The organism is bacterium (assembly GCA_019912885.1).
Lineage (GTDB): Bacteria > Lernaellota > Lernaellaia > JACKCT01 > JACKCT01 > JAIOHV01.
The window spans coordinates 1-17,319 of record JAIOHV010000182.1 but is presented as its reverse complement, the minus strand read 5'-3'; the positions used below and the strand labels follow the sequence as shown (position 1 = coordinate 17,319).

The 17,319-nt window shown below is 64.4% G+C and carries 13 protein-coding genes and 1 pseudogene; 8 read left to right on the top strand and 6 right to left on the bottom strand.

Going from position 1 to position 17,319, the window contains the following annotated elements:
• Positions 1–500: AgmX/PglI C-terminal domain-containing protein (locus K8I61_15935; protein ID MBZ0273529.1), on the top strand; the 500-nt coding region annotated here is incomplete at its 5' end.
• A gap of 199 nt (positions 501–699) precedes the next feature.
• On the opposite strand, the gene K8I61_15930 is transcribed toward K8I61_15935, so the two are convergent.
• From K8I61_15930 to K8I61_15920, 3 genes and pseudogenes are all read right to left on the bottom strand, one after another.
• Positions 700–2,325 carry a hypothetical protein gene (locus K8I61_15930; GenBank protein MBZ0273528.1) on the bottom strand — a complete coding sequence of 542 codons (1,626 nt, stop codon included), beginning with the start codon at positions 2,323–2,325 and terminating at the stop codon, positions 700–702.
• Between the two features lie 123 nt (positions 2,326–2,448).
• Entirely contained in the window at positions 2,449–4,095 is a 1,647-nt protein-coding gene (locus tag K8I61_15925; protein ID MBZ0273527.1) for a 2-hydroxyglutaryl-CoA dehydratase, read from the bottom strand.
• A gap of 49 nt (positions 4,096–4,144) precedes the next feature.
• Positions 4,145–7,564: pseudogene (locus K8I61_15920) on the bottom strand (acyl-CoA dehydratase activase-related protein).
• Between the two features lie 529 nt (positions 7,565–8,093).
• On the opposite strand from K8I61_15920, the gene K8I61_15915 reads away from it, so the two are divergent.
• A complete protein-coding gene (locus K8I61_15915; GenBank protein MBZ0273526.1) occupies positions 8,094–9,644 on the top strand; it encodes a B12-binding domain-containing radical SAM protein in 1,551 nt (516 codons plus the stop codon).
• A gap of 205 nt (positions 9,645–9,849) precedes the next feature.
• On the opposite strand, the gene K8I61_15910 is transcribed toward K8I61_15915, so the two are convergent.
• Genes K8I61_15910 through queC form a run of 3 tightly spaced genes read right to left on the bottom strand, consistent with a single transcriptional unit; the run spans position 9,850 to position 11,831 of the window.
• Positions 9,850–10,392 (bottom strand): nitroreductase, encoded by a 543-nt coding sequence (locus K8I61_15910; GenBank protein ID MBZ0273525.1) that lies wholly within the window; start codon positions 10,390–10,392, stop codon positions 9,850–9,852.
• A gap of 34 nt (positions 10,393–10,426) precedes the next feature.
• A complete protein-coding gene (locus K8I61_15905) occupies positions 10,427–11,110 on the bottom strand; it encodes a radical SAM protein (GenBank protein MBZ0273524.1) in 684 nt (227 codons plus the stop codon).
• A gap of 28 nt (positions 11,111–11,138) precedes the next feature.
• A complete protein-coding gene (queC, locus tag K8I61_15900; GenBank protein MBZ0273523.1) occupies positions 11,139–11,831 on the bottom strand; it encodes a 7-cyano-7-deazaguanine synthase QueC in 693 nt (230 codons plus the stop codon).
• Between the two features lie 150 nt (positions 11,832–11,981).
• On the opposite strand from queC, the gene K8I61_15895 reads away from it, so the two are divergent.
• The 6 genes from K8I61_15895 to K8I61_15870 form a co-directional block, all read left to right on the top strand.
• Positions 11,982–12,215: an AbrB/MazE/SpoVT family DNA-binding domain-containing protein gene (locus K8I61_15895; GenBank protein ID MBZ0273522.1), complete on the top strand. Its 234-nt coding sequence runs from the start codon at positions 11,982–11,984 to the stop codon at positions 12,213–12,215.
• Positions 12,212–12,616, top strand: a complete 405-nt coding sequence (locus K8I61_15890; protein ID MBZ0273521.1) for a type II toxin-antitoxin system VapC family toxin — start codon at positions 12,212–12,214, stop codon at positions 12,614–12,616. The genes K8I61_15895 and K8I61_15890 overlap by 4 nt, the downstream gene beginning before the upstream one ends.
• Before the next feature lie 11 nt (positions 12,617–12,627).
• A complete protein-coding gene (locus K8I61_15885) occupies positions 12,628–13,635 on the top strand; it encodes an NAD(P)-dependent alcohol dehydrogenase (GenBank protein MBZ0273520.1) in 1,008 nt (335 codons plus the stop codon).
• A gap of 7 nt (positions 13,636–13,642) precedes the next feature.
• A complete protein-coding gene (locus K8I61_15880; GenBank protein ID MBZ0273519.1) occupies positions 13,643–15,610 on the top strand; it encodes a hypothetical protein in 1,968 nt (655 codons plus the stop codon).
• Positions 15,611–15,669: 59 nt separating this feature from the next.
• Complete coding sequence (locus tag K8I61_15875) at positions 15,670–16,677, top strand: hypothetical protein (protein ID MBZ0273518.1); 1,008 nt, start codon at positions 15,670–15,672, stop codon at positions 16,675–16,677.
• On the top strand, positions 16,674–17,319 hold a 646-nt coding region (locus K8I61_15870; protein MBZ0273517.1), incomplete at its 3' end, for a hypothetical protein. The genes K8I61_15875 and K8I61_15870, both read left to right, overlap by 4 nt.

The following is a 17,319-nucleotide window of genomic DNA, read 5'->3' as shown; positions in this document are numbered from 1 at the left end:
CGGTTATCGTCGCGAGCGTCGCGCCGCCCGCGATGCCGGCCGCAAGCAATCAGCCGTCAGCGGTCAGCGATCAGCCGACCGTTCCCGTGCCGCCGCCCGCCGCGCCGGAGCCGCCGGCTGTCGCACCGGTCCCGGTCGCGGAGCCGGAGGAAGCCTCCGACGATGATTCTCCGGGCGTCACCGCCATCGCCGCCGTGCCGGAAGATAAGGGCGAGCAGCTCACGGATCAGCAGATCAAGGGCGTCATCGCCTCGCGCGTGAAAATTTTCACGCACTGCTTTTTCATGGGCGTTCGCGAAAATCCGAAGATGTCCGGTTACGCGATGATGAACTTCACCATCAACCCGAACGGCTCGGTGGGCGCGGCGTATCTGAAATCGTCGAGCCTCGCGAGCCCCGTCGCGGAAGACTGCCTTGTCGCGCGCATGAAGCGCGTCCAGTTCCCGTCATTCAACGGCAAGCCGCAGGACGTGTCGTTCCCGTTTAAATACATTCAGTAGGCGGGGGGAACCTGGGTGCGCGGGCGTCCCGCCTGCTTGGCGACGCGACGGATCGCGTAGACGACGCGTCTTACCGACGCGCCTTCAAAAACTTCGCTCGCGTCTTCCCGCACCGGCCGCTTCCCGGGACCGCAGGTGTCCTCACCTGCTTCGATGCGATGACGCCATCCGTCGCACCTTCGCGCCGCCACCCGCTCCCTCACGGTGGCGGCTCCGACGTCCCCGCTTTCCGAAACACCCCCACGCAGATCCCGCCGCCGAGGTCCACGACCGCCGGTTCGAACGCCGCGCGGAACGCGGGATCGCCCGCGAGCGCCGCGTCCACGCCCACAAGACGCACGCGATTCCAGTCAAAGCCCGCCGTGTCGCACTTATCCTGCGCGGCGCCCGCGGCGATGGGAAAATACGCATCCACGCCGCCCGCAAGAACGAGCGGCGTCGTCGCCCACACGCGATGCCCCGGGCGCTCGGAGGGTTTGCGTTCGCCGTCGTGCGCGACGGACGCGGTGACGATGCCAAGCGGATCGAAGATGCGCCGGTCGAGGTTCTCCCAGCCGATCTCGCCTACGGCTCCCACCGCGACGATCATCTCCTCCGGCAGAACGGCGACGGCCATGCTGACGAGCTTCGGCCGAAACGGCGCGCTGCGATTGGTGGCGTGCGTGAACGAGGCGTCGAAACAGGCGAGGGCGGCAAGGCCGATCGCGACGGCGCCCGCAACGCGCGGCGATCCTCGCCCCGGCGTGGGTTGCGATGTCGGTGCCCGCGATGTCGGTGCCGCGAGCGCCAGCGAGCGGTCAGCGCCGCCCCGTCTCGCCGGTTCCGATGTCGGTGCCTGCGACGTCGGTGCCGCGAGCGCCAGCGAGCGGTCAGCCCCGCGCCACCACGGCGGCAATTTTCGCAAGGCGACAGCCGCGAGCAGCACGATCCACGGCGTGAACAGGCGCATCGGGTTGCCCGTCGATCCGCCGACCCACACGTAGTACGCACCCCACACAAGAGTTGCAATTGCCACGCCCTTCGCGACGCGATCACCCTTTCGCGTCGCGGCGAGAATGACGAGCAAGGGCAGGGGCCAGCCGCCCCAGCGCGCGATCTCCCAAAGCTGCGCGAAGCCCTGGGCGATCACCGCCGGCCCGCCCGCCTTGGCGTAATACGTGTTCGGAAGCGCGTTGCCGTAATACGCGAGGCGGAAGATCTCCACGCCCGCGACGCCGGCAAACGAGATCGCGGCGGCGACGAGGATCGAGCGGCGGTTGACGCCCGCGTACCACGCGATCGCAAACAGCAGCAGATTGAACGCGAGCGCGTCCGGCCGCGTCGCAAAATGCAGCGCCGCCGCGATACCGGCGATAACGCCGTCGTTGCATTCGAAAAGCCTCCACGCGGTAACGATCGCGCACAGGGCGACAAGCACGGTCTCCAGGCCCCAGCCGGTTGTATCCACGAACCCCGGCAGCACCGCGAGCACGAAGACGGGAACGATATTGCGCGTCCATTGCCAGGCAACCCAAAGGACGCCGAGGCCAAGCACGATCTGCACGATCGGCACAACCTGCGGCAGCTTCGCGCCGAAGATCGCGTACAGCCCCGCGAGGAAAAGCGTCCACGCGAGGTTCGTGATGCCCTCGACGCGCTCGCCCGCATTGAAGACGAGTCCGTGTCCGTTCACGAGATTCGCCGCGTGGCGATAGCTGATGAAAGCGTCTTCGTTCGACGCAAACCGCGTCGCCTGCCAGTTCATTGCGATGAAGATCGCCGCGACGCAAAGCGCCGCGACGAACTCCGGACGAACGGCATTGTTGGCGCGCGGCGCGTCGGGCAAGGGCGACTCCAAAATGAAAACGGCCCCGCCGGGGGGCGGGGCCATTCTTGCGAATGTCGCTGGTTTCGGAAAGCGCGGCGAACGACCTTGCGGAACAGGCGTTCGGCGCTCCCAGGCGCGCCGCTACTCCTCCAGGCGCGCGCGCAGCATCGGGGGGTTCGCCAGCCAGCGCAGAACCTTGAACGGCGACCACGCCAGCAGGCACTTGCGCCACCACGCGTCGGAGACGGCGTAGACGATGTTCGTCGCCGCGCCGGCCGTCACGTGCCGCGGGCGCCAGAAGTTCGAGGCGTAGCGGCCGTAACGAAGGCGCGCACGCACCTGTTTTTCGGTCAGCTCCGATTTTTCGAGCGCCGCCTGGAACTCTTCGGCCGCCTTCTGCCGCGCCTTGAAGAGCATCATCTGCACGCGCGACTGCACATTGACCTTGCCGTCGCCGGTCGTTTCGATCGGCAGGAATATCGCGTCGGGATATTTGCCCGTCACGTACGACTGCACGCCGTCAGACACGCCGGAGGAGGGCATGCAGCCGAACGGCTTCACCGAGACGGTCATGTGGTTGACCTTGTCCTCGACGAAATGAATCAGCTTGCCGACCTCCATGTGCCCTTCGCCGCCTCGGACGCTGTTGTCGTAGTGCCGGCCGGCCAATTGGGCGATCTCTTCGAGGTTCGGCAGGTGGTAGTTGTAAAGACCGAGCGCCTTCGCGTACATGTGGAAGTGCACGCGCAGCGCCTTGTCCGCGATGGCCAGGCTGATGAGCGTCTTCGCGGCGTTCTTGCCGCGCAGGCCCTTGCGCCCGCCGTCTTCCTCGCGAAGCTCCAGGCGTTTCAAGCGGTCGAACTTGTTCTCCCAGATCATGAACAGCAGCCAGTTGGTGACACCCTGGATGTCGACCTCCGCGCCTTCCTGCTCGAGGAACTTTTGCAGGCCGTAGTTGCCGTCGCCCTCGGTCGTCATCGCCCAGAATTCGCCGATGACCGAGACGACCGGCTTCGGGCGCAAGCGGTCGAGCTTCACCTCTTTCAGCACCTTGCGGCAGCGCCACAGCGCAACGATGATCGATTTTTTCGCCGCGAGCGCGTCGGAGAGGATGACGCGGCACTCGGCGAGCGCCTTGTCCGTCGCGCCCTTTTCGACCTCGTACGGACGGATGCGATAAGCGACGAGGTTCAGCACGTCGCCGGCCATGATCGAACGCACGAGCGTGAACGCGAACTGCTGGTCGATCTTCAGGCCCTCGTCGTCGCCGGTCGCCTGCTTGAGGCCGCCCTGCTGCTGGAAAAGCATGACGCGGAAACCGTCGAAGCCCGCGTCGCGTAGCGCCTTGCGGTACTCCGTGACGTACATGCCGAAGCGGCATGGCCCGCACGCGCCGGCCGTGACGAAGATGTTTTTCTTCTTGATCTCGTCCGCGGACAAGCCCAGGTCGTCGCGCAGGTGCGTCAGGTGTTTCACGAGGTTGCCGACCGTGTAATACGTCGGGTTGCATTGCCCGCGGTTGCCGAACTCCTTGCCGAATTGCAGCGCCGCGTTGTCCGGGCAATCCATCGCCTTCACGCGATAGCCAAGGCCCTTGAGCGCCGCGACGATCAGCGTGTCGTGCGCGTGCGTCAGGCCCGAGACGAGCAGCGTCGTATCGTCGCGCTCCGATGCCTTGAAGCTTGGATCGACCATGTTGTCGGTCCAATACTTCCCGTCGTCGCCAAGCCCCAGGCTCTCGGCCTCGCGCCTCGCGAATTCCTCCACCGAAAGGTGCGTCTGCGTCATGACCAAATCCTCCGTTCGTTCCAAATTGACGGACGTTCGATAAACAATTTCATCGCCGCGGCTCAAAGCTCACCGCTTCCGCGGTCAGCTCGCCGGATCGGTACGCCGCCACGCGGCGCGCGAGCTCCTCGCGCCGCCGGCGCTTGTCGGCCAGTTCCTCTTCGTATCGCTTCAGCGTGTACGAATACGTTTTCGTGCGGATCTTGATCGTGCCGGACGGCTTGTTTGCGTCCACGTCGTGCAGCGCCGCGTACGGCGTCTTCGACGCGGTGACGACCGCATCGATGATGCCGTAGGTCGGCGCGTCGTGCCCGCACTTGAACGACGACAGATCGAGGATCGCGACGTTCGGATGATGCGCCGCGACGATCGCGCCCCACACCTTTTGGGACGAGTTGACGGAGTAGTTTTCCGGCCACACGTCGTCGATCGACAGCGGGTCCTCGCCCTCTTTCCAGTATTTCGCGAGCCACTTCGGGTTTTTTGGCAGGCTGCGGATCGACAGGATGGGGTAGCCCAGGATCTGCAACTCGTCCGGGATGCCGTGATTGAGGCCCGGATCGCTATGATACGGCCGGCCGATCATGAGCACCGCGACGCGATCCTCGCGCTCGACCTGCTCCAGAATCTCGGTGCCCTTTTCCTGGAGGATGCGATCGAATTCGCCGATCGCGGCGAAGCCCTGATCGACGGCGAAATCGGATTCGTCCTCCGTGACGCGAAGGCGCTCGCCGAAGGTCTCGAACATCACGCGCTTCAGGAGGTTCGGTTCCTCGAACGTCACCGCCGGATCGAGATATTCAATGTTCGCGCGCTTGAAGAAATCCACCTCTTTCGTGAACGCGGCCTTGATGACGTTCGGCGTGCCGGCGACGATGGGGCAGGAGGCGTTGTCCATCGTGGAGCTGACCCAGGAGGGGATGTGCGTGATGCAGGGGAAGAAGATGTAGTCGAGAGGGCCGACCTTCGGGTCCGTGTGCTTGTGGAAGATCAGCTCGTGGATGTGCGCCTGCACCACCTTCGACGGGTAGCACGGGTCGATCGCGCCATATTTGCCGCCCTCGGTGAACATCTCCTCGCTCGAGGTGTCGCTGAAGATCACGTTGCGCCGTGCAAGGCCGAGCGTCTCGAAATACGTACGCCAGAAGGGGCCCGTGGAATACATGTTCAGAACGCGCGGCATGGCGACGCGGATCTCCTTGCGAAACGCCATGTCGAGATCGGTCGAACGGGCAAATGGCCGCGTCACCCGCTTTCGCATCACCTTGAAGAGCATGCCGCGCTCGACGCGGTTGTCCTCGATCGCCGAGCCTTCCTCGGGCAGCGCCTCGGGCGTGTAGAACCCGCGGAACGCCAGCTCCGCCTCGTAGGCGACCATGTTCGGGTACTGCTTCTTGAGCACCGCACGGCTCTTTTGCAAAACGACGAGCGCGTCCTTGTCCTCCACCGTGCCCTTCTCGCAGGAGAAGCCGGAGATGTAGCGGCTTGTCGCGCCGTCGGGCGTCCTCGTGTCGATGAACGTGCGGCTGCATTCATTCGGGCAGAAGTGGCAGGTCGTCGTCTCGTCGGTGGTCGTCGTGTATTCGAGCGCGATCGCGGCCTCGAGGCCGATGAAGGATGACGTGCCGTTTCTTTTCACGACGCGCAGCGTCTCCATCGCCGCGCCGATGGCGCCGGCCTCGCCGCAGTGCGGATGCACGCGCACATCGGCGTTTGGAACGCGCGCGCGGATGTAGTCGACCTGCGCCTTCACCGCCGCGAGGTTGCGCTGCGTTCCGCCCTGCAGCAGATAGCGCGTGCCGAACTCCGCGAGGCGCGGCACCTGCACGACGTATTGCCAGATGTTTTTCGGCAGCACCTGCGCAAGGCCCGTCAACATCTCCGAGGCGTTGAAGCCCTCCTTCTGGAAATTCACGCGGTCGGAGTCGAGGAACACCGCGCAGCCGTAGGAGAACTTGGGCGCGAGCTGCGCGTCGAAGGCGACCCTGGCGTAGTCGGTCATTTGCACACCGAACTGGTCGGCCATCGCCTGCAACAGCATGCCGTTGCCCGCGCTGCACTGATTCGACAGCTTGAAGTTGCGGATGTCCCCGTTTTTCAGGAACAGCACCTTGATGTCCTGCCCGCCGACGTCGCAGATGACGTCCACGTCCGGCATGACCATGACGGCGCTGATTTTGTGCGCGACGGTTTCGACGATGTTGACGTCGGATTTCACCGACTCCTCGAGCACGTCCGCGGCGTAGCCCGTCGCGCCGAAGCCGATGATTTCGAGCGTCGCGCCCTGGCCGGCGACCCACTCGCGGAAATCAAGGAGGATTTCCTTCGTGTCCTGGATCGGGTTGCCCTTGGAGATGCGGTAGGACTTCTGGAGAATGTCGCCGTCTTCGTCCACGAGCACGGCTTTGGAGCTTGTCGATCCGCCATCCAGGCCAATGACCGCGCGGACGGTCGTGCCCGGCGAAAGCACGGCGGGCGTGAACGCGGGAACCTTGTAGTCGTCCGTGAAGACGTCGAGCTCCTCGCGCGTTTTCACGAGCGGCGGCCCGGCCGAATCGCCAAGGCGCGCCGAGCGGCCGTTCTGGATGTAGTCCGTGAGGCCGTCGAGCCCCGCGAACTCGCGACGGCCGACCGGATCGGCCAGCCCAAAGCACACCGCGCCGAACGCGGCGTAGTACTCGGCGTTTTTCGGCACGTAGATCAACTCGTCGATCGGCACGTCCTTCGGGTATTCGTAACCGCGTTCGTTCCACGTCTCCGGGATGCGCTTGCGCCAGCACTCGACAAGGAAGGGGAGATAAGCGTTCGGCCCGCCAAGGAGCAACACGTCGTGACGCAGCGTGTTGCCGCGCGTGAGCACCGAAAGGTTCTGGTGAACGATCGCGTCGGCGAGCGAATTCATGATTTCGCCCTGCTCGATGCCGGACTTGACCAGGTTGACGATGTCTGTCTCGGCGAACACGCCGCACTTGGCCGCGACGTGGTGCAGGCGCGTGTCGTCGAACGTCAGATGGCCGAGCGCGTTTTTCGGCAGTCCGACCTTCAACACGCACTTGTCGATCGTGGCGCCGGTGCCGGAAGCGCACTTGTCGTTCATCGAGCAGATGGCCTGTTTGGCGCCGGTTTCGGACTCCTTGAAGATGATGATCTTCGCGTCCTGGCCGCCAAGCTCCACAACCGAGCCGACGCCCGGATGGAACCGTTCGACCGCGAGCGTGACGGCGTTGACCTCCTGCACGAACTTCGCGCCGAGCGGATCGCCAAGCGGCCCCGATCCCGACCCCGTCACGAACGCCTGGATGTCGCGCGCGTGCGGAAATTCGGCGAGCGCGGCCGTCAGAAGTTCAAGGGTTTTTTCGGGTTGGCGGGTTTCGTGGCGCTCGTAGCGCGACCAGAGCATATCCATGGAGTCCGGATCGACAACGACGACCTTGACGGTCGTCGAGCCCACGTCGATGCCAAGGGCCAGGCGCGTCGGATGCTGCACAAAGTCCTCCCCTTACAAAAACGGCGGCCGTTTGCCCGCGTCTCGTGCTTCTGCCCGTTCCATCCCCGGATTGCGAAAACAGGAATTTCAGGAAAGTTGCGAAATACTCCCTTGCCCGATCGGAAAGCCAAAGTCAAAAGGTCGATCGGCTATTCGGAAGCCTTGATACAAAACCCCGGACAAACAGGTCCGGTTAAATTCCGTCCGCCACATTGGCGACGCGAAAATGTCCCGAAATGAAACGCCGATCCGGCGAAATCGTTCCGGGCCTGACCGACGTTTTTCTTTTTATTGCCGCATGATGCCGCATGTCGTCGTCGCGCGCCGCCATGCATTTTTGTTTCATCGCTTACCTGCCCATTATTGCGAAAATTGACTTGCTTTTAAATCCGTCCGTATGCTCGACCTTGTTGGCGTGGCTGCCGATATCGAATGACGGAAACGTAGCGCGCGCGCGCTTCGTACCGGTGCGTCCGGATCGCCGTCCACGTCCGAATGGGAGCTTGAAATCATGAAAACGATCGTCTTCGCCGTTCCGCGAGAAGAGGATCCCGTTGTCTTCACGTTCGCGCCGTTGGCGATCCTCGGCCTGGCCCGGCAGGTGAGGGACGCCGGGTATACGCCCGTCATCCTGGATGGGAAAAAGCTCGGCGACGACTACATGCCGGCGATGGAACGCGCGATCAAGGACGATCCCGCGCTTTTGTGGTGCTCCGGAAAGACCGGCCGGCAGCTTCGCGATCTTTGCGCGTCGGCCAAACTCGCCAAGCAGATCAATCCCGATTTGCCGGTCGCGTTCGGCGGATGGCACGCGTCGATGGACGTGGAACGCACGCTCGCCGCGGACTTCGTGGATTTCGTCATCCGCAACCAGGCCGAACGCCCGCTGCCCTTGCTCATCAACGGCCTTCAGGCCGGGGCGTCGATGGAGGAGTTGCAAAAGATCAAGGGCCTCGCCGGAAAGGATCCCGACGGCCACGTGTGGTACGCGCCCGAAAATGACTGGGAGCGCAACCTGGACGTTTTCGGCTACCTGCCGTGGGAACTTGTCGACATGGAGTTCTACGTCACCGGCGATCACGGCCGCAGCCAGCCCATGACCACCGGCGGCAGGCGCACGATCAATTACACGTTCTCGCGCGGGTGCCACGGCATGTGCAGCTTCTGCCACATCACGGCGCTGTGGAACCGCGCGTGGTTCAGCCATTCGCCCGAACACGCGCTGAACGAAATCGGCCGCCTCGTCAACGAATACAAGGTGGACGGCATCGACTTTCACGACTCCAATTTCTTCACGGGCCTTCCGCGCGCCCGCGCGCTCGTGGATGGCATCATTGAGCGCGGCTACGAATTCCGATGGAAGTGCTCCGTGCGCGCCGACCAGGTGAACGCGTTCGACGACGAATTGATGGACAAGATCGTCCGCTCCGGCGGCCGCGATTTCGCGATCGGTGCCGAGGGCGGCACCAACCGCGTCATGGGCCTAGTGGCGAAAGAGATCGTGCCCAACGACGTCATCGAGTGCTCAAAGCGGTGCGCGAAGTGGGGAATCCTGCCCGAATATTCGTTCATGGTCGGCTTCCCGGATGAGAAAAACTGGGAAGACACCAAGGCGACGCTCGCGTTCATGGCGCGCCTGCGCCAGATCACGCCGAACGCGCTCGCGGAATATTTCTACTACACGCCATTCCCGGGCACGCCGCTTTTCAAGGACTACGCCGCCAAATACATGCCGCGCCACGACACCATCGAGGACTACGTAAAGTTTTCGACCTACAGCGCGAACATGCCGTGGATCGACGACCGCCTGCCGAAGATCCTGAAGATGGCGACGTCGTTCTACTTCCGCTTCGCGATCCCGAACGACGACATGCGCGAACGCATGAAACGCCACGACGCGATCGGCATCGGCCTGCGCGTCATGAACAAGGTCGCCAACTGGCGCGTCAAAAACCGGCGCTACGGCTTCCCGATCGAATACAAACTCGCGCGTTTCGTGAAGGACACGCTCATCCCGAAGTTCGGCGTCGGCTCGCGCCTGAAGGACGTGATGGCGCATTAGGGCAAACGCCGTTCGAAAGGCAAAACACGGTACCGAAAGGCCAAACGCCGTACCAAAGGCCAAACGCCGTACAAAAAGCCAAACGCCGTACCGAATGGCACGGCGTTTTTTGCGTCGTCATCCTGAGCCGGGAGACGTCATCCTGAGCGAAGCGAAGGATCCGGCCGGCCTCTGCCGGCGGCCACGCCTCCACGAATCTCCGCGCTCACGGCAACTCGCGGTAAAACTCCTCCCACGGCGGGCGCTCGGGGCTTGGCGTCGTCTCGGCGTAACCGACCCACACGAACGCGGTGATCTCTTCTTTCCCCTTGTCGATGCCGAACAACTCGTAGCTGCGTGGATCGCGCGTCAGGCCGCCCGTGCCCCAGTGCGAACCGATGCCGCGCGCGTGCAAGGCCAGCATCAGGTTTTGCGTCGCGCACGCGCACGCCGCGTAGTCCTCGCGGGCGCGAAACGCGTCGTCGGTCAGGACGCGCGTCACCACGATGAGCACCGGCGGATCCAGGGTCTTCATGCGCACCGCCTCGTGGCCCGCGTCTGTCGTCGGCTTTTTCAGGTCGGTCGCAATCTCAAGCAGCGCCTTTCGCGTTTCGCGCCCGACGCGCACAAAACGCCACGGCCGCGTCAGTTTGTGATTCGGCGCGTGCGTCGCCGCGTTGATCGCCTCGCGGATCGCTTCGTCCGGCACGTCGTCGGTCTTGAATTTGTAAATCGTCCGCCTTGTGAGCAGCACCTCCATCGCGTCCATCGGTCCTCCACGGAATGAACTCGATCCCGTTCCCTCACACGCCCGTTGCCTCCGGCGGCCAGACGAACTTGTGCATCTGCAACTGAAAGCGCGCGGGCAATTTGTCATCGAGCATCCAGCGCACCACGTCCGCGCGGTCGAGCGCATCGAACACGGTCGAAATCAACACGGCGCATTTCGCGCCAAGGTCGTATTCGCGAATCGTGTCGCGCGCATATTCGTAGTCGCGCCGGCTGGCGAGCACGAACTTCACCTCGTCGATCGGCTTGAGGAGGGCGATGTTCTCCCGCCGGTTTTTCGGCTCCTCGCCGGAGTCCGGGCACTTGATATCCATGATGACGCGCACGCGCGGATCGACGACGCCGATGTCGTGCGCGCCCGCGGTTTCCAGCAGCACGGAAAAGCCGTCGTCGCAAAGGCGCGCCAGCAGCGTCGGAACATTTTTTTGCGCGAGCGGCTCACCGCCGGTCACCTCCACGAGCGAAACGCCGTGCGTCGCCACCTCGCGCGCGATGGCGTCGATCGTCATAGTCTCGCCGCCATGAAACGCGTACGCCGTATCGCACCACACGCAACGCAACGGACATCCGGTCGTCCGCACAAAGACGCACGGCAGCCCCGCGAACGTCGACTCTCCCTGGATGGAAAGGTAGATCTCCGTAACGCGCAGCTTATTCGCGCCTACGTCGTCCGGGTTCGTTTCGTTTATTCGATTCATCATCTGCGTAATCCGCGGATGCCTTCCTTCACGCGTACCGCGTCGGATCGGCCACACCCGCCTCTTCAAATCCGCGCCGGCGCAGCACGCACGCGTCGCAACGCCCGCACGCCGCGCCGTCCGCGGCCGGGTCGTAACAGGAGTGCGTCAGCGAAAAATCGACACCGAGCGATAAGCCTTTCCGGATGATGTCCGCCTTGCCGAGCTCGATGAGCGGCGTGCGGATGGCGAATCGATCTCCTTCGACACCGGCGCGCGTGCCTAGATTCGCGGCGCGCTCGAACGCGCGGATGAATTCGGGACGGCAGTCGGGATAGCCGGAGTAGTCGATGTGGTTCACGCCGATGAAGATCTCGCGCGCGCCGCTCGTCTCGGCGAACGCCAGCGCGTACGCAAGAAAGATCGTGTTGCGCGCGGGGACGTAGGTGACGGGGATGCCGTCCGCCATTTCGGCCGCGTCGCGGTCCTTGGGCACCTCGATGTCGCCCGTCAGCGCCGAGCCGCCGAACGCGCGCAGGTCGATGTCCGCGATCACGTGGCGCTTCGCGTCAAGCATCCGGGCCACCACGCGCGCGGCGTCGATCTCGAACGCATGCCGCTGCCCGTAGCGAAATGTCAGCGCGTTGATGTCGTACCCCTCCGCCCGCGCGATCGCCCCGCACGTCGCCGAGTCGAGCCCGCCCGAAAGGAGCACGACCGCGCGCTTGTCGACCTCTTCCAACAACGCTCATCTCCCCCGCGCCGGCGCGGCGCGTTAAGGAACATGCTCCCGCACGATGCGGCGTGTGGCAAGGGCCGCGACGGGTGCGTGTTTTCTGTTGACACCCGATCAGGCATTTCTTACGCTTACAAGTAAGAAAGGAAGGCGATCATGCGCATCACGTCCAAAGGCCAGGTCACGATTCCCCAAAAAATTCGGGAAAAGGTTGGCATGCTGCCGGATACCGAAGTCGAATTTATCGTCGAAGGAAACGCCGTAAAAATCGTTCGCGCAAAAAGCAAAAAGAAACTTTCGCGCGGCGAAAAAATCGTGCGTCGATTGACGGGATCCGGAACGATTAAAATGACCACGGACGAAATTCTCGCCTTGACGCGCGGCGAATGACACAGGTTCTCGTCGACAGCAGCGTCATTCTCGATATTGCCACGCGCGACGCGCGGTGGTTTGAGTGGTCACGAGAAACGCTCGCGCGCGTCGCGGAAAAAAGCCAACTCGTTATTAACCCCATCATTTTCGGAGAAGCTTCGGTTCGCTACGCAACCATTGAGGAAGTCGAGTCGTTTCTTCCGTCCGCGGAATTTCGGCGCGAACCGATCCCTTACGATGCCGCGTTTCTCGCGGGAAAGGCTTTCGTCCGCTATCGTCGTCACGGTGGGAGCCGACGATCGCCGCTGCCCGACTTTTTTATCGGAGCGCACGCGGCCGTCGCGGGTTATCAGCTTTTAACGCGCGACGCGACGCGGATTCGCCATTATTTCCCCACCGTCAAAATCATTTCGCCGTAAGAGGATCGCCCATGACCGCCGTCAACGCCTGGGCCGCGAAGGCCGCGAAAGGACCGCTCGTCCCGTTCACCTACGATGCGCCCGCGCTCGGGCCGAACGACGTGGAAATCGACGTCACGCATTGCGGCATCTGCCACTCGGACATTCACGTCATCGACAACAACTGGCACATCACGGACTACCCGTGCGTGCCGGGGCACGAGGTCGCCGGGCGCGTCGCCGCGATCGGCGACGCCGTGCGTCATCTCGCCGTGGGCGACCGCGTCGGCCTCGGCTGGCAGGCCGGGTCGTGCGGCGCGTGCGAGTGGTGCGTCTCGGCGCGCGAAAACCTATGCCCCGATTCCGTCGCGACATGCGTCGGGCATTACGGCGGATACGCCGACCGCGTCTTCGCCGACGCGCGCTTCGCGTTCAAGCTCCCCGATGCGCTGAATTCGGAGACCGCCGCGCCGTTGCTGTGCGGCGGCATCACCGTCTACTCGCCGCTTCGTCACTACGGTATCACCGCGAACATGCGCGTCGGCGTCGTCGGCATCGGCGGGCTCGGTCATCTGGCGATCCGTTTCGCGCGCGCGTTCGGCTGCGAGGTCACCGCGTTTTCGACGTCGCCGGCCAAGGAAGCCGAGGCTCGCGACATGGGCGCCCATCATTTCGTTCCCACGCACGACGCCGGTGCGCTGAAATCAAGGCGAGACTCGCTCGACTTCATTCTCTCGACCGTGCACAACGCGCTCGACTGGACCGCGTACATCGACGCGCTTCGCCCGGATGGCCGCCTGTGCCTTGTCGGCGGACCGCCCGAACCCGTGTCGTTCCCCTCGTTTGCGCTGATCGGCGGTCAGAAAAGCGTGTCGGGCAGTGTCATCGGCGGGCGCGCGCGAATCAACGAGATGCTCGATTTCGCGGCTCGCCACGGCATCGGCGCGATTTGCGAAACGATGCCGTTGGCCGATGTGAACGCCGCATTGACCCGCGTGCGCGAGGGGCGGGTGCGTTACCGCATGGTGTTGACGCGATAGGAAACGCATGACCGACCGAACGCGGACCCGGCCCCGGGGAGCGGCGTTGCGCGCGCATTTCGCCGACGTTTGGCGTCGTCTCGCGACGGATCGGGACGCCCGCATCGAAGCGCTTCTCGATCTGATCCGCTATCCGGCTTTCGCGATCCTTTTCCTTACAGCCTTTACCGTCACCGGCGACGCACGACGCGAGCGAGTTCCGGCCGACGAAGCGCGTATCGCCGAGATCGTCTTTTTGCCCGACGATCCGGGGGCGCGGGTGGGCGCGGCGGCCCTCATCTTGGCGATTGTCGGCGCGCTCATCTCGCTTGCCGACGTGGCGCGGGGCCGCCGGTCGCGCGGCGTCGGTCTTTTATTCGTGCCAATGCTGCTTGCGGCCGTATTCGTGCAAGCAGACGCGGCGTTTTCGCTCGCCGCGGTCCTCACGATCGCACTCGCCCTCTTTGGCAAGCTCGTCGATCACGTGGATGTGACGGATGGACTGTCCGCGCCGATCCCGCTTTTCGCGCGCGTCCCTCTCGCGTTGCTTGCCGCCGGGTCGATCGCACTTGCCGTCGCGCTGACCTCGCATGTGCCCGCGGTCGCGCCCGCGACGTGGGCAGTCTTCCTGGTCCTCGCGTTTGCGTCGCTCGGTTTCGACGCGCGCCGCGCGATTTCGCTGACGGGCACGATCGCGCTTTTCGTCGCGGCCGGGGGCATCGCCTATTTCTCGATCGCGTCTTCCGACGCCGTCGCCGGGGAGGCCGCGACGACGCTGTCGTTTCTTGCGCTGGCGGGCGCGCTTTTCGTGTCGGCGTTCCGCCGTATCGACGTCGCCCGCGCGCCGAATCTCGTGATTCTCGGCGTGATTCTCGCGACGCTTGGGGGTGTGGAATGGACGCTGGCGTCGGCGGATCGATCTCGGATCGAGGCGCCGCCCGAAAGTCCGGCCGGCACGCCCGCGGCCGATGATGAAATGTATCAGGGCTGGCTTCGCAAGGCCGATGCGATTTACATCGGCAAGGTGATTCCGCCGCGATTCATGCGCGGGATGAACGAAACGTGGTTTGTCGAGGTCGGCCGCATACGCGGCGCGCGACCGTTGTACGAAAAACCGCCGGGAGCGATCCGTGTTGTGGCCATCGGATCGTCTTCGACGGAAGGGTGGGGCATTGACGACGACAAAATGATCTGGACGGCGCGGTTGCAATCGATGCTGCGCGACAGGGCCGCGGACGAAACCCTGAGCGTCGTCAACGCCGGAATCGGCGGAACAACCACATTCCGCATGATGCTGAATCTGAAACACGAAATGATCCGGTATGACCCGGATGTCGTCATCGTGTACGCGGGACACAACGACAAGAATTATTCCTACGGGCGGTATACGGACCGGGAACTTTTCGACCTCGCTCAGGTGTTCGGCGTTGACCCCCGCGAGATCAAGCCTGTGCGGGAGTACCGCTCCGTTTCCGCCGCCGGTGGGGCGGATCCGCCGGAAATGATCCCGCGGGCAAGCGATCGGCTCCGCGCGGCGTTATCGCGATCGGCCGCATACCGGGCGCTGCGGGAGTTCATCCTGGGCGCGCGGGACCGTTTTCGCCCGCCACCGCCCATCGGCGCGAGCGATCAACCGCGCGCCGTGCCCATCGAGGATTTCGTGGCCAATCTCCGGGACATGCTCGATATCTGCAGGCGATCCGGAGCGCGGCTGGTCCTTGTCGCCGAGGCCGAATCGCCGCGCTCGTTCGATCCGTACGATATCGCGCTAACGGATTTCGCCAGGCGCCATGCCGTCCCGTACCTGCTCGGCGATCGCGTGCTTGACGACGAATGCGGTGGCGTGACCGACTCGTTATTCTTGGACGATGTGCACCTGACCGCCGTTGGCCACGAATGCCTGGCTCGTGGGTTGGCGCGACTATTCGCGGAAAACGAGATCATCCCCCTTCCGTTCCGCGCCGAAATGACGCTGCCCGGGAGCGGTTCGCCATGACATGCCACGATCGGCCAGCGCGCCTTCGGCGAAACGTAGCGATATTCGTTGCGACTTTGGTGGCGTGGGGCTTGCTTGGGTGGGGACTTGGCACCGCGAGTTTCCGATCAACCGCCGCGGGCGCCGCGCCGATTTCGCGCCTGATCGAGTTCTGGTCGAGGCACAAGGGGCCGGAGCGCGATGAGATCTTGTTGTACTTTGCCCGGCGCATGACGAACGCCGGCGACCCGTTGTACCGGTCGATGCTGCCGGAAATTTCGGCCGCGCTCTTTCAGACTGGCGGCGCCGATGCGGCGATCAGCGAGCTCGGCAAGGTTCCGGAAAACGAGCGATCAAGCGCGATCTTCGAGCAAGCCGTGACCGCCGTGGCCGAACGCGCCCTTGACGCGGACGAACCGGGCATCGCCCAGGCCGCACTCGATCTCGCGCCGGATTCGGCTCGCGCGAGCGCGCGGCTTGCGTCCCTGCCGGCGCTCATCGATATCGCCCATGTCCAGAATCGCATCGACGCGGCGGCGCAGGAAGTCGGAAGCGCGTTCAAATCCGGCGCGGGCGCCGGCGAGGCCGTGGAGAATTTTCGCGCGCGCGTTCACGAACTGGCGGCGCGGCCCGCCGGTGCGCGTGCGTCATTTGCGCGGCGTTGGCCGAACCGCGCGGGCGCCTGGATTCGATTTGTGGCCGCCTGGGAAGCGCCCTCGCCGGGTATCGTCTCGCAATTTTTACCCGAGATCATCGAGCACTCCGAATCCACGGACGGTGGTGCCGCGGCCGTAGAATGGCTGCCGTCCGCGGTGCCGGTCGTGGCCGAATCGGCCGAGCGGACCGCGGCGTTCCGATCGGCCCTCCAGGCGATCGGCGATACGCCCGCCATTCGGTGCATCGTCGATTATCTCGATGCGGCGGCGCTCTTTCGCCAGACGGGCGACGCGGCGCGTGCCCGGTCGAAGCTGGACGAAAACGTGATGGGGCGGACCGCCTGCGAGTCCGTCGAAGGGCACGCGCGTTACCTGATCGAACAAGCGGCGACAGTGCCGCCGGCGGCGCCGGATGCGCAGCCTCCGCAATGAGCGAACACGCGCCCCGCCAAACCGATTCGCTGACGCGCATCGCCGTTTACCCGCTCGCGGCGGCGGGATTTGTCGCCGCCTACGCGGCCGGCGTCGCCACGATCCGCGCGGGGTATTCGCAGATGGAGCGTTCGATGGCCGACACGCTCCTCGCGCAAGACGATCCATTTAGCCGCGTGGCGATCGCGGCGGCCGTTTTCGCTGCGCTCGGCGCGGCGCACGTCGCGACCGACATCGTCCGGGGACAGCCCACGCGCGGGATCGGCGTCTTGTGTCTGCCGATGCTGCTGGTCGCCGCGTTCGTCCCGTCGTCCGACGCGCTCGTCCTTGCGGTCGCCGCAACGATGGCCCTTGTCGCCGGCCGCCGCCTGATCGAAAACGCCGATCTTCCGCGCCCTGTCGCGCCGCGCGCCTGGCCGCGATCGCTGCGTTTCCTCTACGTCCCGGCGTTGATCGCTCTCGTCCTTCTCGCCGTTTCCGTTTGCCGTGTTCCGGCCCGATTTTGGGTGGCCCCGGCCGTTTTCGCGTTGTTCGCGATTGTGTCCGCGTTGTCGCTTGGTCCGCGCGGCCGCGCGCTCCTCGCGGTGGAGGGGATTGTCGCATTCGTACCGCTTACCGGCGGCATCGTTTACGCCCTGATGC